This is a genomic window from Edaphobacter flagellatus (genome assembly GCF_025264665.1).
Classification (GTDB): domain Bacteria; phylum Acidobacteriota; class Terriglobia; order Terriglobales; family Acidobacteriaceae; genus Edaphobacter; species Edaphobacter flagellatus.
Genome location: NZ_CP073697.1, coordinates 2,443,048 through 2,467,207, shown reverse-complemented (window position 1 = coordinate 2,467,207; position 24,160 = coordinate 2,443,048). Strand labels below are relative to the sequence as shown.

General features: G+C 60.7%; 24 protein-coding genes. 13 read left to right on the top strand and 11 right to left on the bottom strand.

Annotation, left to right across the window (positions count from 1 at the left end; genetic code table 11):
* Nucleotides 1–51 precede the first annotated feature (51 nt).
* Nucleotides 52–2,793 carry an endonuclease MutS2 gene (locus KFE13_RS10290; protein WP_260703026.1) on the bottom strand — a complete coding sequence of 914 codons (2,742 nt, stop codon included), beginning with the start codon at nt 2,791–2,793 and terminating at the stop codon, nt 52–54.
* A 65-nt stretch (nt 2,794–2,858) separates the two neighbouring features.
* Here KFE13_RS10290 and KFE13_RS10285 point away from each other — a divergent pair, with 65 nt between their 5' ends.
* Together KFE13_RS10285 and hemB are read left to right on the top strand one after the other, a co-directional pair.
* Nucleotides 2,859–3,416 carry a zinc ribbon domain-containing protein gene (locus KFE13_RS10285; protein WP_260703025.1) on the top strand — a complete coding sequence of 186 codons (558 nt, stop codon included), beginning with the start codon at nt 2,859–2,861 and terminating at the stop codon, nt 3,414–3,416.
* Between the two features lie 58 nt (nt 3,417–3,474).
* Entirely contained in the window at nt 3,475–4,464 is a 990-nt protein-coding gene (gene hemB, locus KFE13_RS10280) for a porphobilinogen synthase (protein WP_260703024.1), read from the top strand.
* On the opposite strand, the gene KFE13_RS10275 is transcribed toward hemB, so the two are convergent.
* The gene (locus KFE13_RS10275; protein WP_260703023.1) at nt 4,461–5,153 is read right to left on the bottom strand and encodes an aspartate/glutamate racemase family protein; all 693 of its coding nucleotides are present in this window, start codon (nt 5,151–5,153) and stop codon (nt 4,461–4,463) included. The genes hemB and KFE13_RS10275 overlap by 4 nt on opposite strands.
* Here KFE13_RS10275 and KFE13_RS10270 point away from each other — a divergent pair.
* Nucleotides 5,152–6,099 carry a 2-dehydropantoate 2-reductase gene (locus tag KFE13_RS10270; protein ID WP_260703022.1) on the top strand — a complete coding sequence of 316 codons (948 nt, stop codon included), beginning with the start codon at nt 5,152–5,154 and terminating at the stop codon, nt 6,097–6,099. The genes KFE13_RS10275 and KFE13_RS10270 overlap by 2 nt on opposite strands.
* 207 nt (nt 6,100–6,306) lie before the next feature.
* Here KFE13_RS10270 and KFE13_RS10265 read toward each other — a convergent pair whose 3' ends face one another.
* Together KFE13_RS10265 and KFE13_RS10260 are read right to left on the bottom strand one after the other, a co-directional pair.
* A complete protein-coding gene (locus KFE13_RS10265) occupies nt 6,307–7,272 on the bottom strand; it encodes a nucleoside hydrolase (protein WP_260703021.1) in 966 nt (321 codons plus the stop codon).
* A gap of 8 nt (nt 7,273–7,280) precedes the next feature.
* Nucleotides 7,281–8,657 (bottom strand): APC family permease, encoded by a 1,377-nt coding sequence (locus KFE13_RS10260; RefSeq protein WP_260703020.1) that lies wholly within the window; start codon nt 8,655–8,657, stop codon nt 7,281–7,283.
* An 85-nt stretch (nt 8,658–8,742) separates the two neighbouring features.
* Here KFE13_RS10260 and KFE13_RS10255 point away from each other — a divergent pair, with 85 nt between their 5' ends.
* Nucleotides 8,743–8,949, top strand: coding sequence for a hypothetical protein (locus KFE13_RS10255; protein ID WP_260703019.1), 207 nt, complete (start codon nt 8,743–8,745; stop codon nt 8,947–8,949).
* A 25-nt stretch (nt 8,950–8,974) separates the two neighbouring features.
* On the opposite strand, the gene KFE13_RS10250 is transcribed toward KFE13_RS10255, so the two are convergent.
* On the bottom strand, nt 8,975–9,244 hold the full coding sequence (locus tag KFE13_RS10250) for a DUF2277 domain-containing protein (RefSeq protein ID WP_260703018.1): 270 nt from the start codon (nt 9,242–9,244) through the stop codon (nt 8,975–8,977).
* A 114-nt stretch (nt 9,245–9,358) separates the two neighbouring features.
* Between KFE13_RS10250 and KFE13_RS10245 the strand changes: the two genes are divergently transcribed.
* From KFE13_RS10245 to KFE13_RS10230, 4 genes are all read left to right on the top strand, one after another.
* Nucleotides 9,359–9,733, top strand: a complete 375-nt coding sequence (locus tag KFE13_RS10245) for a hypothetical protein (RefSeq protein WP_260703017.1) — start codon at nt 9,359–9,361, stop codon at nt 9,731–9,733.
* Between the two features lie 128 nt (nt 9,734–9,861).
* The gene (lpdA, locus tag KFE13_RS10240) at nt 9,862–11,280 is read left to right on the top strand and encodes a dihydrolipoyl dehydrogenase (protein WP_260703016.1); all 1,419 of its coding nucleotides are present in this window, start codon (nt 9,862–9,864) and stop codon (nt 11,278–11,280) included.
* 96 nt (nt 11,281–11,376) lie between these two features.
* Nucleotides 11,377–12,159 (top strand): lipoyl(octanoyl) transferase LipB, encoded by a 783-nt coding sequence (lipB, locus tag KFE13_RS10235; protein WP_260703015.1) that lies wholly within the window; start codon nt 11,377–11,379, stop codon nt 12,157–12,159.
* A gap of 164 nt (nt 12,160–12,323) precedes the next feature.
* Nucleotides 12,324–13,487, top strand: coding sequence for a GGDEF domain-containing protein (locus tag KFE13_RS10230; protein WP_260703014.1), 1,164 nt, complete (start codon nt 12,324–12,326; stop codon nt 13,485–13,487).
* Nucleotides 13,488–13,549: 62 nt separating this feature from the next.
* On the opposite strand, the gene mtgA is transcribed toward KFE13_RS10230, so the two are convergent.
* Nucleotides 13,550–14,260 (bottom strand): monofunctional biosynthetic peptidoglycan transglycosylase, encoded by a 711-nt coding sequence (gene mtgA, locus KFE13_RS10225; RefSeq protein WP_260706937.1) that lies wholly within the window; start codon nt 14,258–14,260, stop codon nt 13,550–13,552.
* Between the two features lie 215 nt (nt 14,261–14,475).
* Between mtgA and KFE13_RS10220 the strand changes: the two genes are divergently transcribed.
* On the top strand, nt 14,476–16,107 hold the full coding sequence (locus KFE13_RS10220; protein ID WP_260703013.1) for a 2-oxo acid dehydrogenase subunit E2: 1,632 nt from the start codon (nt 14,476–14,478) through the stop codon (nt 16,105–16,107).
* Between the two features lie 397 nt (nt 16,108–16,504).
* Nucleotides 16,505–17,266, top strand: a complete 762-nt coding sequence (locus KFE13_RS10215; protein ID WP_260703012.1) for a YcbK family protein — start codon at nt 16,505–16,507, stop codon at nt 17,264–17,266.
* A gap of 41 nt (nt 17,267–17,307) precedes the next feature.
* Here KFE13_RS10215 and KFE13_RS10210 read toward each other — a convergent pair whose 3' ends face one another.
* Entirely contained in the window at nt 17,308–18,477 is a 1,170-nt protein-coding gene (locus KFE13_RS10210; protein WP_260703011.1) for an FAD-dependent monooxygenase, read from the bottom strand.
* Nucleotides 18,478–18,551: 74 nt separating this feature from the next.
* On the opposite strand from KFE13_RS10210, the gene KFE13_RS10205 reads away from it, so the two are divergent.
* Nucleotides 18,552–19,145, top strand: a complete 594-nt coding sequence (locus KFE13_RS10205; protein WP_260703010.1) for a TetR/AcrR family transcriptional regulator — start codon at nt 18,552–18,554, stop codon at nt 19,143–19,145.
* Here the strand turns inward: KFE13_RS10205 and KFE13_RS10200 are convergent, their stop codons facing one another.
* Nucleotides 19,146–19,814: a CatA-like O-acetyltransferase gene (locus KFE13_RS10200; protein ID WP_260703009.1), complete on the bottom strand. Its 669-nt coding sequence runs from the start codon at nt 19,812–19,814 to the stop codon at nt 19,146–19,148.
* Between the two features lie 46 nt (nt 19,815–19,860).
* Between KFE13_RS10200 and KFE13_RS10195 the strand changes: the two genes are divergently transcribed.
* Nucleotides 19,861–20,193, top strand: a complete 333-nt coding sequence (locus tag KFE13_RS10195; protein WP_260703008.1) for a hypothetical protein — start codon at nt 19,861–19,863, stop codon at nt 20,191–20,193.
* Between the two features lie 97 nt (nt 20,194–20,290).
* Here KFE13_RS10195 and KFE13_RS10190 read toward each other — a convergent pair whose 3' ends face one another.
* On the bottom strand, nt 20,291–20,593 hold the full coding sequence (locus KFE13_RS10190; RefSeq protein WP_260703007.1) for a carboxymuconolactone decarboxylase family protein: 303 nt from the start codon (nt 20,591–20,593) through the stop codon (nt 20,291–20,293).
* Between the two features lie 232 nt (nt 20,594–20,825).
* A complete protein-coding gene (locus tag KFE13_RS10185; protein ID WP_260703006.1) occupies nt 20,826–21,104 on the bottom strand; it encodes a DUF2164 domain-containing protein in 279 nt (92 codons plus the stop codon).
* A gap of 57 nt (nt 21,105–21,161) precedes the next feature.
* Here KFE13_RS10185 and efp point away from each other — a divergent pair, with 57 nt between their 5' ends.
* Nucleotides 21,162–21,737, top strand: a complete 576-nt coding sequence (efp, locus tag KFE13_RS10180) for an elongation factor P (protein ID WP_260703005.1) — start codon at nt 21,162–21,164, stop codon at nt 21,735–21,737.
* 67 nt (nt 21,738–21,804) lie between these two features.
* Here the strand turns inward: efp and metE are convergent, their stop codons facing one another.
* Entirely contained in the window at nt 21,805–24,087 is a 2,283-nt protein-coding gene (gene metE / locus KFE13_RS10175) for a 5-methyltetrahydropteroyltriglutamate--homocysteine S-methyltransferase (protein WP_260703004.1), read from the bottom strand.
* Between the last annotated feature and the right edge of the window lie 73 nt (nt 24,088–24,160).

Here is a 24,160-nt window from a genome sequence, read left to right as displayed (position 1 = left end):
TTCGCGAGTCTTTAAGCGCTATTGGATTCCTTCAGCCTGCAGGGTTCAAGGCTATTGGCGCAGCTCGACCTCGGTGGCGCCTTGTCCGCCCTGGTTTTGTGGCGGTTCGGTGACGTTGGCGACGTGCGGGTGCGAGCGGAGGTAGTCGCGCAGGGTGCGGCGCAGGATGCCCATGCCGGTGCCGTGCACGATGCGGATGCGTGGGAGGCCGGCGAGGAAGGCGCGGTCGAGGAAGCGGGCGACTTCGTCGTGGGCTTCGTCGGCAGTGCGGCCGATGACGTTGATCTCGCTGGGCATGTAGTCGGGATCTTCGGCGGTGGAGATGGTGACGCCGCCGCGTTTGCGTGCGGCCTCTAACGGTGTGACGACTTTTACTTTTTCGACTTCGGCGATGTCGTCGATGGAGATCTTCATCTTCATCGGTCCTATGGCGACTTCGTAGGTCTTGGCGTCGCCTGCAGGGGTGCGCTCGACGATGCGTTCGACGCGTCCCTGGCGACCGAGCGATTTGAGTTTGACGAGATCGCCGACGTCGGCACCTTTGACGATGTGTGGCTGCGCATTGGGGTCGTTCTTGTCGGCGCCGGTCATGTGTGCGACGACGGTGGATTTGAATTGCTGGCCGAATTCGCGGCGCGCGCGGGCGAGCGTAGTAGCGGAATCGCGCTGAATTTTTTTGGCGATGGCCTTGTCGTCGATGGCTTTGACGCTTTCGCGGAGCTGGTACTCGAAGTCGTTGATGAGGGATTCGAGTTTCTTCTCGAGCTCGCGGGTGCGTGCTTTGATTTCGGCGCGTCCTTCGAGATCGAGGCGAATGCGTTCGCGCTGCAGCTCCTGCTCGCGCAGCTTGAGAGTTTCGCGTTCTTCGATGACGGCGGCGAGCTGTTGATGGAGGCGATCGAGGAAGGCGGCGATATCGGCGGTCTGCGTGGAGAGCTGGGCGCGTGCGGCGGCGATGATGGCGGGTGAGAGGCCGAGGCGCGAGGCGATGTTGAGTCCGGCGGAGGCTCCGGGGACGCCAAGGCGCAGCTGGTAGGTGGGCGTGAGTGTTTCCTGATCGAAGCCAACGGCGGCGTTGAGCACGCCGGGGTTGTTGGCGGCGTAGACCTTGAGCGAGGTGAGGTGCGTGGTGATACAGCTCCACACTCTTGCATGGAGGAAGTGCTGGGAGACGGCGACGGCGAGCGCTGCGCCTTCTTCGGGGTCGGTGGCGGAGCCGAGCTCGTCGAGCAACACGAGCGAGGAGGAGTCGGCGTCGCGCGAGATGCGGTCGAGGTTGACGACGTGCGCGGAGAAGCTGGAGAGGTTGCGCTCGATGGACTGCGCGTCGCCGATGTCGGCGAAGATGTTGGTGAAGAGCGGAAAGGCGGCTTCGTCGGCGGGAACGGGGACTCCCGCCTGCGCCATGAGCGCGAGCAGGCCGATGGTTTTGAGCGAGACGGTTTTGCCGCCGGTGTTGGGGCCGCTGATGATAAGTTGGCGCGCTTCATTAGTGAGCGCGACAGTGAGCGGTATGGGCGACTTTGCTTCTTCGCCTATGGCGCGTGCCTCGGCGATCATGCGGAGTTCGAGCAGCGGGTGGCGCGCGTTGGTGAGGGAGAGGTGCGGTGCCTGAATTTCGTGGCCGGCAGGCGAAATGCGGTGGTTGCTTTCACCCCAACGAGCAAGCTCGCTGGGGACCCCGGTCCTCGACTCGCTACGCTCGCTCGGAATGACACCCGTATAGGGAGAAGTGCTTTCGGTGTTTTCTTCAATTGGTGTGCCGGTGAAGTTGGGGCTGGTGCAGCGGAGGTCGATGGCGAAGCGTGCGCGTGCGGCGTGGGATTCGATCTCGGCGAGAATCGTGGCGCCGGAGAGAATGGCGGGCGCGTCGGCGGCGAGGGCACGCGTCATGGCGACGAGGATGCGGTGAATTTCGGACTGCTCTTCGTCGAGCAGGCGGACGAGCTCGTTGTTCTGCTCGATGGTGTCGAGCGGTTCGACGAAGACGGTCTGACCGGATGACGACGAACCGTGGACGACGCCGGGGACCTTGCGCTTGAATTCGGCGCGTACGGGGATGACGAAGCGGTCGCCGCGGATGGTGATGACGGCGTCCTGCGTGCTGCCCTCGGCGGAGAGCCGGTTGAGGGCGCGGCGCAGGCTCTCTTCGATGGCGCGATGTTGCTGGTCGATGGCGCGGCGGATGCGGCGCAGCTCGGGCGAGGCATCGTCGGAGAGTGAGCCGTCGGGCTCGATCTTTCCGGCGAGGCGATGGAGCAGTGGTGCGAGGTCGGAATCGCGGATGGGGATGGAGAGTGCGGCGATGCCGGGCCAGTCGCGCGGCTGCGCGCCAGACTGCGGCACGATGAGCTTGCGCCAGGCGGCGATACGTTCGACGACGGTGACGAGCGAGAGGATTTCGAGCGCTTCGAGCGCGGAGCCTTCGATGCGGGCTTTTTCGAGCAGCGTGGTGGGATCGAAGAGGCCGTGGAAGTCGAAGCTGCCGCCGGAGGCGTAGAGGGTGCGCATCTCTTGCGTGCACTGGTGTTGCGCGGCGATCCAGGCGAGGTCGGCGGAGGGTTCAAGTGACTGAATCCATGCGCGGCCGAGAGGGCTCCAGGTGCGCGTGGCGATGTAGTCGCGCAGGCGCGGCCACTCTAACGCAGCAGAGGAGAATTCGGCGAGCGGGGCAGGAACAGGCGCGGCTGGAATGGCTTGGGGCACGTCTATTATCGTAATCGCCCGGAGAGGCGCTGCGCTGGTATCGTTATCCGCGCCGATGTTATCGCGGCACGCTGCGAATGGAACCATTGCAGTGCAGGCTGCGTAGCAATGGAGAGTTGGCCAGGGACCCAAGTCACCAGAGGAGGTGCAGGATGGTCTGTCAGGCATGTGGTGGCCCGGTTGGGCCGGATGTGAAGTTTTGCGCTCACTGCGGAGCGCAGGTGTTGCAGCAGCAGACGCCACCGCAGCATGTTCCGCCGCCGCAGTATGCTGCGTATCCGCCACCGGCATATCCGCCGTATCCGCCGATGATGGTTGCGCCGCGTGTGCAACGGCATCTGCAGACGCTGGGCACGCTGTGGTGTGTGTATGCGGCCTACCGTATTGTCGAAGGGATCATCGGCATGTTCTTTCTGCGCGCTTTCATGTACCGCAGATGGAATAACGGTTTTCCATTCGGGCACGGTGCGCCGTGGATGCACCTGATGCCGGTGATTGCAGGCTTCACGGTGATGGCGGCGATCTTCGCGGTGTTTGTTGGTTACAGTCTGCTGACGCGCAAGACCTGGGGCCGCGTGCTGGGCATTGTGGCGGCAGTGCTGGTGCTGTTCAAGGTGCCGTTCGGTACGGTGCTGGGGATTTACACGCTGTGGGTGCTGGCTCCTTCGACGTCGGGGATGGAGTATGACTCGATTGCGGAGCCGAGCTAGAGCAACGCTGCTGGTGCGATCAACGGTCAACTGTTGCTGCGGCGCGTAAACTGGAAGCATGAATTTTCCCGCTGTGAGAATGCGCCGGCTGCGCCGGACCGAGGCGATCCGTTCGCTGGTGCGTGAGACGAGACTTGAGCCGGGACAGATGATCTATCCGCTGTTTATCTGTCCGGGCGAGGGCGTGCGCAAGGCGATTGGCTCGATGCCGGATGTGTACAACGTCTCGGTGGATGAGGCGATCAAAGAGGCCGAGCAGTGTGCTGAGCTGGGCATTGGTGGGTTATTGCTGTTCGGCCTGCCAGCGGAGAAGGACGAGCAGGCGACAGGTGCATGGGCCGACGACGGGATTGTGCAGACGGCGCTGCGCGCGATGAAGAAGAATCGCAAGCTGGATAAGCTGGTGACGATCGCCGATGTCTGCCTGTGCGAGTACACGTCGCATGGACACTGCGGCGTGGTGGCGCGGGATGGCGACCACTTTCACATTGAGAATGATTCGAGCGTTGCGATCATTGCGAAGACGGCGGCGTCGCTGGCGAAGGCCGGAGCCGATGTCGTTGCGCCGAGCGATATGATGGACGGCCGTGTCGAGGCGATTCGCGCGGAGCTGGATGCGGCGGGGCTGGAGCAGACACCCGTGCTGAGTTATGCGTCGAAGTTCGCCAGCGCGTTTTATGGGCCGTTCCGCGAGGCGGCGGACTCGGCGCCACAGTTCGGCGACCGCAGAAGCTACCAGATGGACGGAGCGAATCTACGCGAGGCCATGCGCGAGATCGACCAGGATCTGGCCGAGGGCGCAGACATGGTGCTGATGAAGCCGGCGATGCCGTATCTGGATGTGATTCGCGAGGCGCGGCAGCGGTACGACGTGCCGATGGGCGCTTACCAGGTGTCGGGCGAGTACTCGATGCTGCGCGCGGCGTTCGAGCGCGGGTGGCTTGAGCCGGAACGCGCGATGATGGAGTCGCTGGTGGGGATTCGCAGGGCAGGCGCGGACTTTATCGTGACGTATTTCGCGAAGGATGCGGCGAAGGTGCTGGGCTAACCTGCGGCGGCACGTTGCAAGGCAGCGCGAGCGAGCAGGCGGGTGGAGTCGAGTGTCGGCAACGGCGAGTTGGTGTCGTTGAGGATGAGCGGGATCTCGGTGCAGCCGAGGATGACGGCATCGGCTCCTGCGTGCTTCAGCCGCTCGATCACTTTTTGAAAATAGGCGACGGACTCGGGCTTGAAGACGCCGTAGACGAGCTCGTCCATGATGATGCGGTTGAGTTCACGACATTCGTCGGCATCCGGGCGGAGGTAGTCGAGGCCGTACGCGGCTAATTTTTCGGGATAGACGTTGCTTTCGACGAGCCATTGCGTTCCGGTCACTGCGGGCCTGCGATAGCCGCGCGCTGCGGCTTCCTGTGCGACGACTTCGGCGATGTGCAGCCACGGCAGCGGCGAGCGCGACTCGATGAGCGGGAGCGCCTGGTGGATGGTGTTGTCGGGGCAGATGAGGAAGTCGGCTCCGGTGGCTGCGAGCTTCGTGGCGGAGGAGAGCATGATCTCGCCGACGCCCTGCAGGTCGTTGCGTTCGAGGCAGGCGACGTAGTCGGCGAGTGAATGGGAATGGAGCGAGATCTGCGGATGTGCATGCGGGCCAAGCCGTTGCGCGGACTCAGAGCAGATGGTGCGATAGCAGAGCGCGGCTCCTTCGGCGGAGCAGGCCACAATGCCGATGTGCAGGGTCATGGTTCATTCTAAAATGACGCGCATGGCTCGTGTGGCGATCGTTGGCGTGGGTGCGATTGGCGGTGTGGTGGCTTCGCTGCTGCAATCGGCTGGCAAGCATGAATTGATGCTGTGTGTGCGGCGTCCGATGAAGGGGTTGGTGGTGGAGTCGCCATCGATTGGGCTGCGCAGCGATATGGAGGAAGAGATTCGTCCCGAGATGCGCATCCGCGCCTCGATCTGGACACAGCCTGAAGAGGCGCAGCCGGTGGACTGGGTGCTGATCGCCACCAAGGCGTACGATGCGGCCGAGACGGCGCGCTGGCTGGAGTGGCTGCGCGAGAAGAACACGCCGGCCGCTATTTTGCAGAACGGTGTCGAGCATCGCGAACGGTTTGCGCCGTATATGCCGGAGGCTTGTATTGTGCCGGTGATTGTAGATTGTCCGGCGGAGCGCAGGCCGCCGCAGAAGGGGTTCGACAGGATTGCGCAGCGTGGGCCGATGAGTCTGCGCGTACCACAGGGGCCGCTGGGCAAGCGGTTCGTCGAGCTGTTTGCCGATACGCTGGCCGATGCCGAGGCAGTGGAGGACTGGACGACCGTGGCGTGGAAGAAGCTGTGTCTGAATTCGGCGGGCGTGTTGTCGGCGCTGCTGCTGAAGCCAGCGGGCATCATGCGCGAAGACGACATCGGCGAGGTGGCGATGGACCTGGTGCGTGAGTGTGCTGCCGTGGGACGTGCCGAGGGCGCGAAGCTGGACGACGATCTGCCGGAGCAAGTGCTGGCGGCGTCGCGGCGTGCGGCGGTGGATTCGGTGAACTCTCTGCTGGCGGACAGAATTGCGGAGCGGCCGATGGAGATCGACGCGCGTAATGGCGCCGTGGTGCGCATCGGCAGGAAACACGGGATACCGACGCCGGTGAACAATATGGCGGCAACGCTGCTGCGTGCGATGGTGGCAGAGTAGAGGCAATGGTCGCGGCGTAGCGACGGTGGATTGGATCAGCGGAGTCCGAGATGCATGGGGAACGCTGCACACGCCGAATCGACACAACGTAGCATTCATGGGCCGGGATACAAATACGGTGGTTCCTCGGCTATGCGCTTCCAGCGCTTCGCTCGGAATGACACTTCCTGCTGATGGTGCGTTCGTTTGAACGCCAGACATTTTCGCTTACTTTTCAGGACGCGCAAGACATGCTTCTGTGCCGACGAGTTTCTGGTTGAGAAGACGTGGCATCAGGATGGAGAAGAAGGCATCGGGCCTGGCTTCGAGGCAGGCGTTTGCGTTCGGCTTGCCGGGTTTGGCGATGGTCATGCCTTTGTTGTCGATTTCAAGATGCAGCGACGTCATGGGGCAGCTTGTGGGATCGAGGATGTAGGCTGCGGCGACGGCGTCGAAGAGCGTTGGAGTGGGTTGTTTTGTTGCGCGCATCCATTCGGCGACGAGCACCTGGAGCGCGTCGGTCATGGGCGTGCTGATAGAGGCAAGCTCGGAGCGTTTGGCGTCGTCGAACTTCAACTGCGTCGAATCGAGCGGAAGGAAGTAGAGCGGCACGCCGGAGGCGAGCAGCTTTTGTGCGGAGGCGGGATCGCGCGCGATGTTGTACTCGGGCTCCGGTGCGGTGCCGGGAGGGCCGTAGCCGCGATGCACCGCGCCACCCATCAGCACGACGCGCTTCAGCTTGCGGAAGGTGATGGCGTCGCGGTCGATGGCGGCGCCGATGTTGGTGAGTGGGCCGATGGCGAGTAGCGTGATCTGGCCGGGGTGGGCTTTGATCTGCTCGAGCAGCGCGGTAACGGCGTCAGCGTGTTTGCGTTCGATGCCCGCGTTTGCCCATGGGGCCTGCGTGAAGGGCGTCTCCGTCTTTGTGGGGATGCCAGCGGCGACGTAAATTTCGGTGCGTCCGGTTTCGCAGAGTGCGCGGTCGATCATGCGTGCGCGAAGGGCGGTGTCTCCCCAGGCGGAGTGGATGCCGAGGAGACGAAGCTCGGGGCTGGCGAGCGCGAGTGAGAGGGCGAAGACGTCGTCGACATCGTCACCGATGTCGGTGTCGATGATGACGGGCTGGCTCTGCGCGTAGGCGAAGTGGCTTGTGACGATGAGGGCGGCAGCGAGGGCGAGGGCGCGGAGTCGCATCGAGAACACTATAGCTCTACTGCTGCCGGTTGATCGTGCCGCGACCGCTTGTTCAGCTTCGCCACCAGGTAGAGCGGCGGGCCGAGGGCTGCGATGAGGAGCGCGAAGAGCGAGGCGGGAAGCCCGGCGACGTGCTCGGTGCGCGCGGCATGCAGCGCGTAGAGGGTGAGCAGCGTGGGGCTGAGCGCGAGCAGGATGGGGAACCAGTCGGGGCCGGGGATGCGGAAGGGGCGCGGGAGATGGGGCTCCTTGCGGCGCAGAATGATGAGCGCGATGAACTCGAGGATGATGGACATGCCCCACAGCACGAGGTCGATGGTAATGAGGCGCTCGAAGGTAAAGCCGAGCGCGAGCGCCCAGCAGAGGCCGCAGGCGAGTACCGCAACCCACGGCGCGCCATTCTTCAGGCGCCTGGTGAAGACGGCGGGCAAGAGGCCGTCTTCGGCGAGGGCATGCGGCAGGCGTGTGTAGGAGAGGGTGAGGTTCGAGAAGGTGCCGAAGTCGTCGAGCGAACCGGCGAGCACGACGGTGAAGGCCAGCCCAGCTCCGCCAAGGATGCCTGCGGCGTCGACCCATGCGCCGGTGGTGAAGCGGCTCGACGGGATACCTGCCCATGCGACGGCGGCGACGGGGATGATGTAGGTGAGCATCACCATGACGGCGGCCAGCAGCATCACGCGCGGATAATTGCGCTGCGGGTTGTCGACTTCGTTGGCGATGGTGGTGGCGTTGTCCCAGCCCATGTAGTTCCACATGGCGACGAGGATGGCGGTGTTGAAATCGGCGTTGGCGGGATGCGCGAGTGAGGCGTGGCCGCCGAAGGGTCCGTGGACTCCACGCAGACCGACGAAGACGGCAATGCCGACGAGCGCGACATAGGGCGAGATGGCGAAGAGCCACAGCTTCATCGAACCTTCGCCGACGGCGGCTGCTCCGCGCAGGTTCCACAACACGGCAGCGGCGACGACGGCGAGCTCAAGCGCGAGGGCGCGGTGGCCTCGTGTCAACGCGGGAGCGATGCGTTCGAGATAGAGGACGAAGGTCGTGGGATAGACGGCCATGTCGAAGACGGAGGAGGCGAGCGAGAGCCATGCCTCCTGAAATCCCCAGAACGGACCCATGGCACGGCGCACCCAGGCGTAAAAGCCGCCCTCGGCGGGGACGGCGGCGGCCAGCTCGCCCAGCATCATGGCCGTGGGGAAGCTCCAGAAAAATGGCAGCAGAAAGAGAAGCAGCAGAGCGCGTTTGTATCCGCCATAGCCGATGACGTCTTCGAGATCGTATGGGCCGCCGGAGACCATGAAATAGGTCGCCGCCAGCAGCGGCAGCAGGCGCAGCTTGCGCGCACCGCTCCCGTTGGCTGATGCGCGGATGCGATTGAGCATGAGTGAACTGTAAATGAAAATCTGCGGCTGTCCGTTTGCCCGTTGATGTGGTCCCTGGACGCGGGCTCGGCGTTATCATGGAGACATGCCTTTTCCGATCAAAACCTGCGCCGTTTGTGGTGATGAGTTCGAGCTTAGGCCCGGCAAACCCGGCTTCGCCAACCGCTGCCCGTCGTGCAGCGTTGAAGACGAAGAGATGTCAGAAAAAGGGACTCTCGACGCCGGCAACAAGGAGCAGAACGCGCACCGTCGTGCCGCGATCAAGGACCTGCTGTATCGCAAGGACAGTTGATCCGGTTCCGGTCTTTCCGCTCTGCTCAGTTCTGAAAACGCAAGGCACCGCGGGCTTTGGCTTTTGCGGCCTCTTCTTCGCGGTTGCGCGGCTCGGCGGTGGTCTCAAGAGCGGCCAGCAATTTGGCGGAGATCTGAGCGATGGCGTCGATGGCCTCGTTGAAGGGCTGTTCGTTGACCTTCGATGGCTTGTTGAATCCGCTGATCTTACGGACGAACTGCAATGAGGCGGCGTGAATCTCCTCGTCGGTGACGGGAGGATCGAAGTTGAAGAGCATCTTGATGTTTCGGCACATGGACAATACCTCGCGGATATTTTAGGGGCTGAGACATACTATGCAAATTCTTGCGCATCAAAGGTTACGGGCTATTTCCTGCCCGCTTGTCAATTCGATGATGGACAAAAGCGTATGGCTGCAGAGCAGTTTGCCGAAGCTAAACGCAGCATGGCTGTATGGCGCAGCCTGTACGTGCTGTTAGTGATTCAACTCCTCCTCCTCACCAGTTTCATTCCAGTAACCGCCGTTGCCATGTATCTGATGGGCGAAAACTGGTTCTTCTTTCTGACTGTGCCGTATGTGCTGGTATGGCTGTTTGTCGGATACCTGTTGAAAGAGTGGGAGTGCCCCCTCTGTCATCGATTCTTCTTGTTTCGCGGCCACTATGGCTGGACGCTGCCCTACCATCTCTCCTGTGTCAGCTGTGGGCTGGAAATTGGCGACGAGAGAGCGGGTGACCGCTCCCGGTCGGCTGCGCCGTGGCGAAGACTGCATCCCCACGGTTGAGGCGCTCCCCGTAAGGTTTCAGGCCACGATGATGATGATCTGCGTCTGGGCTCGGTTATCGGCCAGACCTGAAGCCCTTGACAGCTTCTGTACTCTAGAATGTTTGGGGTACTGAGAAGGAGATGGCTTTGGCAGATACGATCTTTGACGTTGTGGTTCTTGGCGGTGGTCCGGCTGGCTACACCTGCGGCATCCGCGCGGCGCAGTATGGTTTGAAGGTGGCGCTGGTCGACGCAAATGACAGACTCGGCGGAACTTGCCTCCTGTGGGGATGCATCCCGACCAAGGCCATGCTGTTTTCGGCCGAGCTGTGGGACCACCTGAAGCATGCCGACCGCTACGGCATCGACGTGGCCGCGCCCAAGCTGAACTGGTCCAACGTGATCGCCCGCAAGGACGATGTGATCTCGCGGCACACCAAGGGTCTCGACTTCCTGATGAAGAAGAACAAGATCACCACCTTTAAGGGATTCGGCAAGCTGACCGGCCCGGCGAAGGACGGTGTGCACACGGTTGACGTCAAGCTGAGCGACGGCAAGGCGGAGACGATTAAGGCGAAGAAGGTTGTGCTCGCCACAGGATCGGATGCGCGCGTGCTTCCTGGCTACAAGCCCGACGATACGATCCTGACGAACTACGAGATTCTGAAGATCGACAAGATGCCGAAGTCGCTGATCGTGATTGGTTCGGGTGCCGTGGGTGTGGAGTTTGCGAGCGTCTTCAATAGCTTCGGGTCTGAGGTGACGATCCTCGAGGTGCTGCCGCGTGTCGTGCCGGTGGAAGACGAGGAGATCTCGAAGGAGCTGCTGCGCCAGTTCAAGAAGCGCAACATCGACGTGAATCTGTCCATTAAGGACACCAAGATCGAGAAGAACAAGCAGGGCGCGCTCGTGACCTGGACGGATTCGAGCGGCAAGCAGCAGTCGAAGCAGGCGGAGAAGGTGCTGATGGCCGTAGGCCGCGCACCGCGCACGGAAGGCGTCGGCCTGGAGAAGACGAACATTAAGCCCGAGCGCGGCTTCGTGATGACGAACGAGTGGATGGAGACGACCGAGCCCGGTGTTTACGCCATCGGCGACATCGTTGGCGGCATGCCGCAGCTGGCGCACGTCGGCGCGATGGCAGGGCTGGTGGTCGCAGCACGTATCGCGGGCAAGTACGCCAGGCCGATCAACCGCGCGCGCATCCCGGGCTGCACCTACTGCGAGCCGCAGATCGGCTCTGTCGGCCTGACGGAAGCGCAGGCGAAGGAGAAGGGCTACAACGTCAAGGTGGGCAAGTTCCCGTTCGTCGGCAACTCGAAGGCGACGATTCTCGATGCGCACGACGGCTTTGTGAAGGTGGTCAGCGACGCAAAGTACGGCGAGATTTTGGGCGTGCACATCATCGGGCCAGCGGCTACAGAGATTATTGCCGAGGCCGTTACCGCTATCCAGCTCGAGGCGACGGTCGAGGAGATGATGTTCACCATCCATGCTCATCCGACGGTGGCCGAGGCGCTGCTGGATGCGTTCTCGAGCGTTGAGGGCAAAGCCATCAACGTGTAGGTCCACAAATAGAATCAATCGAAGGGAGAGCATCTACTTGGCTCTCCCTTATTCTTTTGCCATGAAACTTCTGCGGTCGCTTGAGGAAGCGAATGCATGGGTTCAAGAGCGGATAATAGAAGCGTGGGCGAACAGTACATCCATCTCCTTCAACTTGGCCGCGTCTCTTACGCGGATGGCCTTGCTATCCAGAAGCGGGTAATTGATGCGCGCAAGGCTGGTGCGATCGGCGACACGCTGTTGTTACTGGAGCATCCTCCGGTGCTGACGCTGGGCCGCAATTCGCATCGCGAGAATGTGCTGGCGAGCGATGCGTTGCTGGCCGCACGCGGTGTCGAGCTGCATGAGATCAACCGCGGTGGCGATGTAACGTATCACGGCCCGGGGCAGCTTGTCGGTTATCCAATCGTCGATCTGCGTAGCGACTGGCCCGGCAAAAAAGGCCCGCATCTTGGGCCGGTCGACTTCATGCGCATGCTGGAGGAGGCTATCATCCGCGTCTGTTACGACTTCGGCGTACCGGCGCAGCGAATTGCCGGACGTACCGGCGTGTGGACGATTGCGAGTGCATCGGTTCAGGAGAAGAAGCTCTGCGCGATGGGCATCCACGTTTCGCAGGGAGTGACGTCGCATGGCTTCGCGCTGAATGTTACGACCGATCTGCGCGACTTCGACCTGATCGTCCCCTGCGGCATCACGGATCGTATCGTTACCTCGCTTGAGCTTGAGGCGCCACCGACGGATGATCTCGCGCGCCAGCCCACGATGCAGAATGCGATTCACTCCACAGCGCGCAGCATCGGGCGCATCTTCGAGCGGCAGATGGTGGCGTGCGAGTCACTCGACGAACTGCTGGCTTCCGCGCAACAGACGGGCTGATTTCGTGTTCAGAGAGCAGGAAGCGGTCGGTTATTGCCTGGCTTCTGCTTCACACCGCGGCGGTATGGGAATGCGAAGGCGAAATACTGGTCTTTCTTGATAAGAGGGAGGGCAGAGCTGGAGTATTCTGTCTCTGCTGTGGAGCGGTGGTACAGGGCCCCGGTATGGATTTTGCGACGTCGCATATCTTTTTTCTTGTCTCGCTCGGTCTGTTCACGATCGTTCTATTCTCGCTTTCTCTCGCGGATCGAAGCATCATCGGGGCGCGATGGCTGACTGTTGCGACGGGGCTGGACTTCATCGCTACGCTGCTGCGAGAACGTGGTGGACATCTACCCATCTCGGCAACCATTATTTTCTCCAATCAGCTGAGTGTTCTATCCAGTGCAGCGATGTTTTTTGGCTTGCGCTGGTTTGTAACACGGCGTCCGCTTCGTGCCTGGGGATGGCTGGTTCCGATTGCAGTGATGATGGTGTGCCAGCCGTTCCTGGCGTGGCAGTTGAAGTATGCGCTGGCGTTCCGCCTGATCAACCTGCCGGTGGCGGCCTGCTGTCTTGCGGCAGCGTGGGTTCTGGCGCGACAGAAGGAGGAGCGTTTTCTGATCCCGGCGCGGCTTACGGCACTGTTGCTGACGCTGGATGCTGTGGTGATCGGCTTTCGTATGGCCCTGACGATGAAGCAGAACCCTCCTCCGATTGACATGCAGTGGGTCCAGCCACCGTGGATGTATTCGAAGCTGGTGCTCATGCTGGTGGGTGAATGCCTGTTGATCCTGTACGCGATGTTTATCGTTATTGAGATGCACGCGAGGGTCGCGCAGGCAGCGGGAGTAGATGCGCTGACAGGAGCGCTGAACCGGCGCGCGTTGCTCAAGAATGGCTCCGAAGAAGTGCAGCGAAGCGCGAGGCTGCATCGGCCTCTGGCGGCGGTCTGTATCGATCTGGATAACTTCAAATGGGTGAACGATACGTATGGTCATCCCGGCGGTGACGCGGTGTTGTGCGCCTTCGCTGACCTGATGAAGGACCACCTGCACTCGAGCAATGTTGTTGCGCGTACCGGCGGCGAGGAGTTTGTCGTCCTGCTGCCTGAGATGGGGCTTCTGAAAGCAGTGCACGTTGTCGAGCGGATACGTCAGGCGTTTGAACAGATGCGCACCCACTATGACGGCAGGATGATCGTAACGACGATGAGCGCAGGTGTCGCCGTGTTGCGGGAAGAAGATTCTCTGGCTTCTCTGTTGAAGCGCGCAGATGCAGCTTTGTACCGCGCCAAGGCGGAGGGTCGCAATCGCGTGCTGGCGGAGGAGAACGCACCTGCGGCTTGACGATCGGTTTGGGTGTAACGGTAGCGAGGCGCGCGGAAGAAAGTCTGAAGGGCTAACGTTTCTTACCAGCCCATCTGAGTCATGCGGTGCAGGATGATGCCGCTGTAACTGTTCATCCTCTCGGGACGACGTCGCAAGGGAGCGGGCAGGATAGCAGCCAGCCGCGCGGCCTGCTGTCTGTTCACATGACGCGCCGGAGTGCGGTAGTAGCACTGGCACGCCGCGTCGGCACCGTAGATGCCCTGGCCCCACTCCACCACATTCAGGTACAGCTCGAGGATTCTGCGCTTGCCCAGCACAAGTTCGGCTACCGGCACCAGCGAGGCCTCTGCCGCTTTGCGCAACACCGACCTGCCGGTACCGAAGAACAGGTTCTTCACCAGTTGCTGTGTCAGCGTGGAGGCTCCGCGGGTGCGCTCGCCCTCGCGATCTTCTTCGGCGGCGATCTTGATCTGGCGCCAATCAAAGCCGTGGTGCTGATAGAAGCGTCCGTCCTCGGCTGCGATGACTGCGTGTTGCATGTCGGGGGCAATCTGCGTGAGCGGAAGAAAGTGGTAGCGCAGCTGATAGGGTGTGGGGCTGAACCACGACTGCACCCGCCGCTCGACGTGTACGGCGGTTGTAGGAGGATCGATCCAGCGCAGTCCGACGAGTGCGCTGGCGGCGAGCAGCCACATGACCGCAAGCGCAAGGCCGAGGGCGCGCGCTGCTGAGAGCGTTTTCTGTTTTCTGCTCTTTCTGAGCCAGCTCGTCAGCCATGCAGGCGGCCACATCGTCACATCTCAAACTATAACGGGCTGCATTGCGGTTAACTTTATTGTCATCATCCGTTGTAGATCGCTCATAGAACTCAACGGTCGCTAACCGCACCGTCTTGAGCCAGCCCTGTTGAAATCGCCGTATAATCCCATTCGTATGCTCGGTCTTCGGGCCGGGCTTGGGTGGAGTGTCGCTTTATGCCGCCCGCAACTGCTTCAGGGAGAAATGCATGCCGACAGATGTAGTTATGCCGCAGATGGGCGAGTCCATCACCGAAGGCACCATCACCAAGTGGCTTAAGAAGCCCGGCGACAGCGTCCAGCGCGACGAGCCGCTGTTTGAGATCTCGACCGATAAGGTCGATGCCGAGATTCCCTCGCCCGCTGCCGGGACCCTGAAGGAGATCAAGATCGGCGAAGGCACCACGGTGCAGATCAACACGGTCGTCGCTGTTATCGACGCAGCAGGTGCTGCTCCGGTTGAGACGGCTGCTTCCGCCAAGAACGATTCTGTGACACCCGCCGCTGAAGCTGCTCCAGCGACGACGCTCGCCAATCCGGCCGAGGCCGATTCTGCTGCTGCCGGCACCATCATCGAGGCAGGCGGAGGCACTGAGGTGCTGATGCCACAGATGGGCGAGTCCATCACCGAGGGCACGATCACCAAGTGGCTCAAGAAGGTTGGCGACTCTGTTCAGCGCGATGAACCGATCTTTGAAATCTCGACAGACAAGGTTGATGCCGAGATTCCTTCGCCTGCCGCCGGCACGCTGACCGAGATCAAGGTTGCCGAAGGCACCACGGTGCAGATCAACACGGTTGTCGCCGTCATCGGCGGAGGCGCTGGCAAGGCTGCTGCCGCTCCGGCGAAGGCTGCACCCGCCGCGGCTGCTGCTCCTGCGGCAACGCCAGCACCGGCTGCCGCGTCTGCTTCGGCAGGCGAGCGCGGACGCTCTTCGCCGCTGGTCCGCAAGATTGCTTCGGAGAACAACGTCGATCTTTCGCAGGTTGCCGGAACCGGCTCTGCGGGCCGCATCACCAAGGAAGACATTCTGGGCCACATCGAAGGCAAGCCCGCCGCCGCCGCACCTGCGGCTGCTGCTCCGGCAGCGCCCAAGCCTGCGGCCGCTCCCGCTGCTGCAGCTTCCCAGCCGCAGCCGGGTGAGCTGGTGCCGATGACCAAGATGCGCGCCATCATTGCGCAGCGCATGGTGGAATCGAAGCGTACCTCACCGCACGTGCACACGGTCTTCAAGGTCGACATGACCCGCATCGTGAAGCTGCGCGAGAAGGAAAAGAACAAGTACGAGCAGCGCAACGGCGTCAAGCTGACCTACATGCCGTTCATCACGCGCGCTGCCGTGGTCGCGCTGCGCAAGCATCCGGTGGTGAACGCCGCGGTGCAGGGCGATGCGATTCTCTACAACAAGAACATCAACATCGGCATTGCCGTCGCGCTGGATTGGGGCCTGATCGTGCCTGTCATCAAGCAGTGCGAGGAGAGAAACTTCCTCGGCGTAGCACGCGCCATCGTCGATGTGGCCGATCGCGCACGCGGCAAGAAGCTTGCTCCCGATGAGATCTCAGGTGGCACGTTCACGCTGACCAACTCGGGCATCTTCGGTGAGCAGTTCGGTACGCCGATCATCAACCAGCCGCAGGTCGCCATCCTCGGCATCGGCGGCTTGAACAAAGAGCCGTTGGTGATGACGGACAAGGACGGCAACGACTCGATCGCAATCCGCTCGATCCAGCGCTTCACGCTGGGCTTCGATCATCGGATCGTCGACGGAGCCGACGCGGGTAAGTTTATGACCGACTTCAAGAACTACCTCGAAAACTGGAGCGAAGATATCGGCTAAGTGCGGCGCGCACGAAAATGCGCTTTGCGCGCTTTCGTTGCAAACATCAGGCGGCGGTTCCTCACGGAGCCGCCGTTTTGAGTTTAAGGCTATCGAAAACGAACCGGTGGCGTGATCCGCTGCCAAGGCGTGTCTCGTCGATGGCGGTAAAACACGCTGTGTCATAGGTAGAACCGCATCCGATGCGGCATCTCGTGGTGGTGAAGATGACCTGGGGAGTCCTCTGCACTGCGTTGGCCCCGTGCTGCGTACAACTTAAGGTGCAGGCAGGGCCTGGAGGCCGACCACAGAAGCCCATTCTGCGGTTACAATCGTGAGATGCGAATGACGATCGGTAACCCGCATTCGGGCCCGCAGACTTCGCAGCCGATACCCTGACATCTGGAGTGCTGTCGACTTGTTCCTGTCACTGCCTGCATCTCTTCGGTCCCTGTTCCGGCCATGCAATCTCGCTGCGTTGACTGCGGTATGTCTGCTTGGCGCATCCGCTCCGTCTGCCGGCGCTGCGCGCCGGCAGCAGTCTCGCAAGCATCCCCGGTTACACACGCTCGCTCATGCCTTCGTGAATGTCGCGATGCCTGGCGTCGGTCTTCTGCCCGATGACGAGGATGAGCTCCCGGCCGACGGCGAGAAGTATGAGCTGAAGCTGGTGCGCGCTTACACGGGCGAGGCGCTCAGCGTTGTCTACCGCATCGGTGACACGTACATCCCGGATGCGCTCGATAAGCTGAATCAGTTTCTCCGCGATAACCATAACGAAGAGGTAAGCGAGTATGACCCGCGTACCTTCGACGTGCTTCACACCATGCTGGCGAAGCTGGGTAAGACAAATGCTTCGGTCAATATCCTTTCCGCCTACCGCACGCAGGAGACGAATGACATGCTGCGCGAGAGCGGGACGACCAACGCGGCGCTACACTCGCAGCACATTGAGGCCAAGGCTCTCGACATCCGCGTTCCGGGCGTTTCGGCCCCGCTGCTGCGCGATGCCGCCCTATCGCTCGACGCAGGCGGCGTGGGTTACTACCCCAAGAGCCAGTTCATCCATGTGGATGTCGGCCCGGTGCGGCAGTGGACCTACTCCCCGCATGCACGTGCGGCGAAACATTCCCGCCGCGGCGGCCACGCACACCGCTCTCTTCGCTCCAAGCGCAGCTAAAGGCGAGCGCCAGGCGGGTAGCTAGTGGCAATGTACTGGTGTCACTGGATCGAATACAGCTTTTGAATCTGTTTCTCGCTGCTGCGGCTGAGCATCAGTTTCAGGACGGCATTGCGCACGCTGCGGCCGAGCGGATTTCGGATGTGACACATCTTGCCGATACTCCACGATGTGGAGACGGTCCAATCCACCTTCTCGCGGCGCTGCTTCGCATAAAGCTCGAATGCTTCGGCGGTGAATCCAACCTTGCGGAAGGCGTTGGTGAGCGACAGTGCATCCTCGATCGCCATCGCACCACCCTGTCCCAGATTGGGCGTCGTTGCATGAGCAGCATCTCCAATCAGGCCGACACGGCCCGATGACCACCGATTGAGGCGTTTCAGGTCAGAGATGTCGGTTTGCAGAATGTCTTCCGTGTGTGTGCTCGTAAGCAGGCCGGTCCAGCGCGGAAAATAATCGCGGAAGAGAGAGGCGGCGTGCGATCTCTTCTGCTCCAGGGGGAAGCTTTGGCCGGCAGGATTGTCGAAGGTCATGTACCAGTAATAGTCGTTGGCGTTGATCTTCGAAAAACCGACGCGGCAGCCCTTTCCCCAGATCTCGTACGCGTCGTGATCCAGTTCCGCTGGCAGAAGCTGGGCTCCTTTGGCGATGGCGCGATACGACGACGAGCCGGAGTAACGCTTTTCGCCGCCGAGTCCAGCGAGCGCCCGGATCTGCGAGTTGATTCCATCGGCCCCGACGACAATCTTTGCGGTGATGCTCGTGCCGTCCGTAAGCTGAACCGAGACGGAGTCGCTGCGCTGGCTCAACGTCTTCACTTCTGTATTGAAGCGGACGGTTTCGGCAGGAAGCTGCTGAAAGAGTACTTTCTGGAGCACAGAGCGATGCAGAGCGATCGTCTCGAACCCGAAGAGTTTGGCGATAGCCGAGATATCGCTCACCTGGATGACCTCTCCGCGGTAATCTTCGAGGGTCAGACGATGCATCATCCATCCAGCATCGGTCACCTTATCTGCGAAGCCGAGCCGGTCGAAGACCTGCATTGGGTTTGCCGCCATCCAGATTCCCGCACCGATCTCCGACAAGCCGTTCGTCCGCTCGACAACCTGTATGGAGTATCCGCGCTGAATTAGTGCAATGGCCAGCGTGAGGCCGCCAATCCCAGCGCCTTGAATTAAAACGTCAACCTTGTTCTCCGACCCTTCACTCATGGCTTTATTCTAGAAAGAATAGCGAGCAATCACTCGCCTTTTTTTGCTCGCTTTCATTTGAAGAGGAAACTCTGTTGCGAGATCGCCTAAAGCCCAGAAAAACACCGAAACAACTGCGCTCCAAAAGAACGCGCGAGGAGATACTCGAAGCCACTGCTCACCTTTTGAATCAAAGTCCGCTCGAAGAAGTCACAACCAACCACATTGCGAAAAAGACCGGCATCAGCATCGGCACACTCTACAAGTACTACCCAAACAAAGATTCGATCCTGGCAGACCTCTCGCTGATGTACATGCAGAAAGATGCCGAGCTCTTCGAAGGCATCTTTGAGAAATACGCAGATCGCAACTTCAATGAGCTTCTCGACGAAACAGTGGAGGCGCTGATGCAGATACACAGGAAAGATGCTCGTGTACGCGGAGTCGTTTATCAGAACCTCGAAAGGCTAAGGATCGTTACAGAGGCTCAAAATGCGCGGCGAAGGATTCAAGCGAAAGGCGCGAAGATCTTCTCTGGGCTCGATCCTGCGCTGACGTGGGTAACGCTGACGGCGATCAGCTCCACCGTCTTTGCGATGTCGCAGCTACCACCACAGCACAGGGATTGGGAGTTCACACGTAATTTGTGCCGTCAGGCGCTGAGCCTGTTGATCGGATCACGAGCCTAGTCAGCGTGCCTGGACGGGAATCATCTCGGGTGCATCCAGCAGCTTCTCGAAGTGATCGACAAACTGCGCGACGTGCAAGCCATCAGCCAGCGCATGGTTCACGTGGATCGACACCGGCATGGTGCTGCGGCCGTCCTTCTCGGTGATCTTGCCAAAGGTGATGCGCGGAGCCGAATCGTTTCCTGAGAGATCGCGAGCGTGCGAGATCGAGGTGAAGTCGAACCAGGGCAGCACCGAATAACGGATCACGTTCGGGTCCGGGCATCGCTCCAGATCGTCGCGCTGTTTCACTCGCTCCACCTCCACTGAGGCCTTGGCGACAAACTTCTGGATGTCCTCGTAGAACGGATAATGACCGAATCCGATGGTTCCGTTCGATCGTCCTATGGCGCTACCGCCGTGGATCTGTTCATAACGCCACACCTCGCCGTCAACGATGCGCGTTCTGAAGTTCTCTACCTGATGTGCCGCGACAAGCGAACGATGCACCAGCGATAGAAAGACGGAGAGACGATGCTCTTTCGCGTAGCGGAAAGTTGCAGTGCAATCCACGCGAAGACACACACCATGGTAGGGCTCCGCGAAGCTATTGAAGAGTTGGAAGATTGCGCGACGCTCCCACGTCTCCATATCGATCTTCTGCTTTTCGTCTGCAACGATCTCCCGCATGCTTCTATGTTAACCGTCCTATCTGTGGGATGCATCGGTAAGGTCCATGCTCCTGCGCTATGCTGTTGCCATGACGGTGATGGACTACGCCATCTTGTTTCTGGCAGGACTCTCGCTGGCACTCCCTCACATCGCACAGGCCAGCGGACACGCCAAACTGGCGAGCCGACTCGAAGCTGCTCCGCGCCTGTTCTTCGGTGCTATTGCACTCGCTCTTGCATGCACTCCGCATCCGTTCTTTCGCTTCACCGACGATGTGGGGAATGACGGCGGTGCGGCACCGTTATGGTTAGGCCGAATCGTCTTCGGAGCCCTGGGGCTCTATCTGCTCATCACGGCAATCCGTCGCGCAGCCAGGCAAGGGTCAACCGAAAATTAGGCGGGGCAGTATGAAGACCATTGGCACAAAGTCAGCTCGATGCGCTGCCGAGCACCCACCCTTAGCCGTATGACGGCTAAGGGTGAGCCAATTTCAGCTACTTGAATAGATGGGTTGCGTGGGTGATGGCGGCACCGGCGCGCATGGCTGCAGCGACGACAGCCGTCTCCGCGATCATGGCCTCGGTTGCGCCTGCATCGACGGCGGCTTTGCGATGGATCTCCAGGCAATACGGGCACTGTGTCGTCAGCGCGACGGCCAGCGCCATCAGCTGCTTGTGCAATGCATCGATCGTGCCGGGTTGAAAGGCGGCCTTGTCGAACGCCCAGAAGGTCTTCATCCCGTCAACAGCATTCTCGTCCAGCTTCTTCAGCTGAGCGAGATTCTTCATGTCAAACATGTGTGTTTTCTCCTTTTCGCAAATCAAGCGGCATTACTGCATAAACTCGATTTCGCAAATCAAGCGGCATTACTGCATAAACTCGATTTTTTAAACGAGAGCCCGTCGTTGCATCGGTTGGGAGTAGCCCTTACAGCAGCAACAAGATTACACGGAAACAAGCATCGGACGATTGCAGGAGAAGCTCACATTACTCAAGTTTTAATCTGTCAAAGCAGGTGATGACCATCTGCTAGCGCCTTCTGGTTTTGCGCTTCGCATCGACCTGCGGCCAGTACTGAAACTCATCGGCGAACAGCTCGCCGTTCAGATCGGATACGCGCATCGCCAGCCGCGCCTGCGCATCGGCGATGGCGCGGTTGTAGATTAGCGGGCCGATCTCTTCGACGAAGTAGTCAAAGAGCATTCCCGCGGGCAGGTTGCCAATCGGCTCGGGGAGGTTCTCCTCGAAGTAGCGTTGGATGGAGGCAACTGCCTCGGCGCGGACCTGTTGCGATATCTCGATCTTCATGACAGTTAGCTTATAGGCGCGCAGCTTACACGCGCACACTTATACTTAAAGGCAGATATGGCCGCACTGATCGAAGCAATTAACGTTAAGCGCAAGATGCTCTTCGAGCATGAGAATGCTCCCTACTATTGCATGGAGTCGGACGTCAGCACGCCCACGGCGCGCGGCGGACAGACGCTGGTGCGCCTGAAGATGCGCAACCTGATCACCAACGCCGTTTTTGAAAAAAGCTTCAAGGCAGGCGATAAATTCAAGGAACCCGACGTCGAGCTAGTGCCCGCAACCTTTCTCTATAGCGATGGTGATGGCTTCCACTTTCTAGACCAGGAGACGTTCGAGACGTTTGCGCTCACCGACGCCATGGTGGGTGATGCGACCGACTTCCTCCTCGAAAACCTTGAGGTACAGCTGACGAAGTACAACGGCAACCCGATTGGCCTGCAGCTTCCTATCTTCGTCGATCTCGAAGTCACCGAGACGGAGCCCGGCCTAAGCGGCGCTTCGCAGAGCGGCAGCGTTACCAAAGTTGCCACGCTCCAGACCGGCCTCGAGATTCGTGTGCCACTGTTTATTAAAGAAGGCGAGAAGGTAAAGGTCTCCACGGAGACGCGCGATTTCGCCGGCAGGGCTTAACTGGATGACGTAAAAAGAGGCATGAGATCTGCAACTCTCATGCCTCTTCTGCTTCAGGCATCCAGTGCTATGACTGCAATTGCGCCCGCACCTCACTCGCGGCCTTGCACATGTTCTCCAAGGCAGCAACCGTCTCATGCCAGCCACGCGTCTTCAGCCCACAGTCGGGGTTGACCCAGACCTGCTCGGGCTTTAACACATGGAGTGCCAGCGCAAGCAGTTCACGCATCTCCTCGGCCGACGGCACGCGCGGAGAGTGAATATCGTACACGCCCGGTCCGATCTCGTTGGGATAGCCGTGTGCGCGGAAGGCGTCGAGCAGCTCCATGCGCGAGCGCGCCGACTCCATCGAGATCACATCCGCATCCAGCGCAGCGATTGACGGCAGAACGTCTTCGAACTCGCAGTAGCACATGTGCGTGTGAATCTGCGTCGCATCGGCGACGCCGCTAGTTGTGATGCGGAAGGCCTTCACGGCCCAATCCAGGTACGCCTGCCAGTCGGCGTGGCGCAGCGGCAAACCTTCGCGCAGTGCAGGCTCGTCCACCTGAATGATGCCGATGCCCGCGGTCTCCAGATCCGAGACCTCGTCGCGCAGTGCCAGCGCAATCTGCCATGCCGTCTGCGAGCGCGGAATGTCATTGCGCACAAACGACCACTGCAGCACCGTGATGGGGCCGGTCAGCATCCCCTTCATCGGGCGCGATGTCAGCGAGCTGGCATAGTGTGTCCACCGCAGCGTCATCGGCTCTGGGCGCTGCACATCGCCGTAGATCACCGGAGGCTTCACGCAGCGCGAGCCGTAGCTCTGCACCCAGCCGTTCTCGGTAAAGGCGAAGCCGTCGAGAAATTCGGCGAAATACTCCACCATGTCGTTGCGCTCGAACTCGCCGTGAACCAGAACATCCAGCCCGATGCGCTCCTGCTCGCGCACGCACTCGGCGATGGCCTTCTCCAGAAACGCGTCGTACTCTGCAGTACCTTCGCGCCCGCGACGAAACGCAGCGCGGTGCTTGCGTACCTCAGCCGTCTGCGGAAACGAGCCGATCGTCGTCGTTGGCAATAGAGGGAGCCCGAGCTTCTCGCGTTGTGCCACGGCGCGCTGCGCATAGGCAGAGGCACGTCTGAAGTGCTTCTCCTCAAGAGCAGCGAGTGCTGCACGTACTCTGGGATTCGTCGTCGTATCGGCGGCAGCGCGGTCGGTGATGGCGGCAGCGTTCGCAGAACGGGCCGGCTGATCGTGACTCGCCAGCGCGGCAACTTCCTGAAGCTTCTCCTCTGCGAACCGCAGCCAGCTGCGCAGGCGCGGCGATAGAGCCGTCTCACTATGAAGATCATGCGGCACATGCAACAGCGAGCACGACGGGGCAACTACAACACGTTCAGCACCCAACTGCTCCACAGCCTGCGCAATCTGCGACGACGCAATAGCAAAGTCGGTCAGCCAGATGTTGCGGCCTTCGACACAGCCGACGCTCAGCACCTGATCCGGCCCAAGAGCAGCGAGCGTTGCGGCCAGTTGTTGTGGTGCGCGAACCACATCGATGTGTAGACCAGCCGTTCCAAGTGTCACGGTAGTCTGCAGATTGTCGCCGATGGTATCGAAGTAGGTCGTCAGCATCAGGCGCACGGGAGACTTAGTCAACTCGGCATACACCGTGCGATATGCGTCGCGCACCTTGTCGCTCAGGTCGGTCACCAGCATCGGCTCATCGATCTGCACCCAGTCCACGTCTTCGTCCGCGAGCACCTGCAGCACCTTGATGTACGCTGCGGTCAGCTTTGGCAACAGGCTCATCGAGTCGAAGCCGTCCACGCCCTTGCCCAGCAGCAGCAGTGTCATCGGGCCAATCAGCACGGGCCGCGTCTCAAGGTTCAGCGCACGTGCCTGCCGCAGCTCGCCGAGCAGCTTCGTCGTATCGATCTCGAAGCTGATACCCGCCGACCACTCCGGCACAAGGTAGTGGTAGTTGGTGTCGAACCACTTCGTCATCTCCATGGCCGTCTGCTCGCGGCTGTTGCGCGCCATTGCGAAGTAGCGTTCGAGCGTCACCTTGCCGCTGCCGAACCGCTCCGGCGTTGCGCCCACGAGCACGAGCGCGTCCAGCACCTGGTCGTAGAGCGAAAAGTCGTTCGAAGGGATCGTGTCGATTCCTGTTGCTCGCTGCAGCTCCCAATGACGTTTACGCAGCGATGCGGCTGTCTCCAACAGCTCCTGTTCGGTTCGTTTACCTGCCCAGAATCCTTCGAGCGCCGCCTTCAATTCGCGTTCGCGGCCCATCCTCGGAAAACCGAGGTTGGCGGTGCTGAGTTTTTTCGTGAATGTGGGCGAAGTCTTTCCTGCGACCATTTGGTTCTCTCCTGAAATACGAAAGAACCACCTGTGCGCAGGCATGCTTCGCGTACGCCAGTGGCGCAGGCAA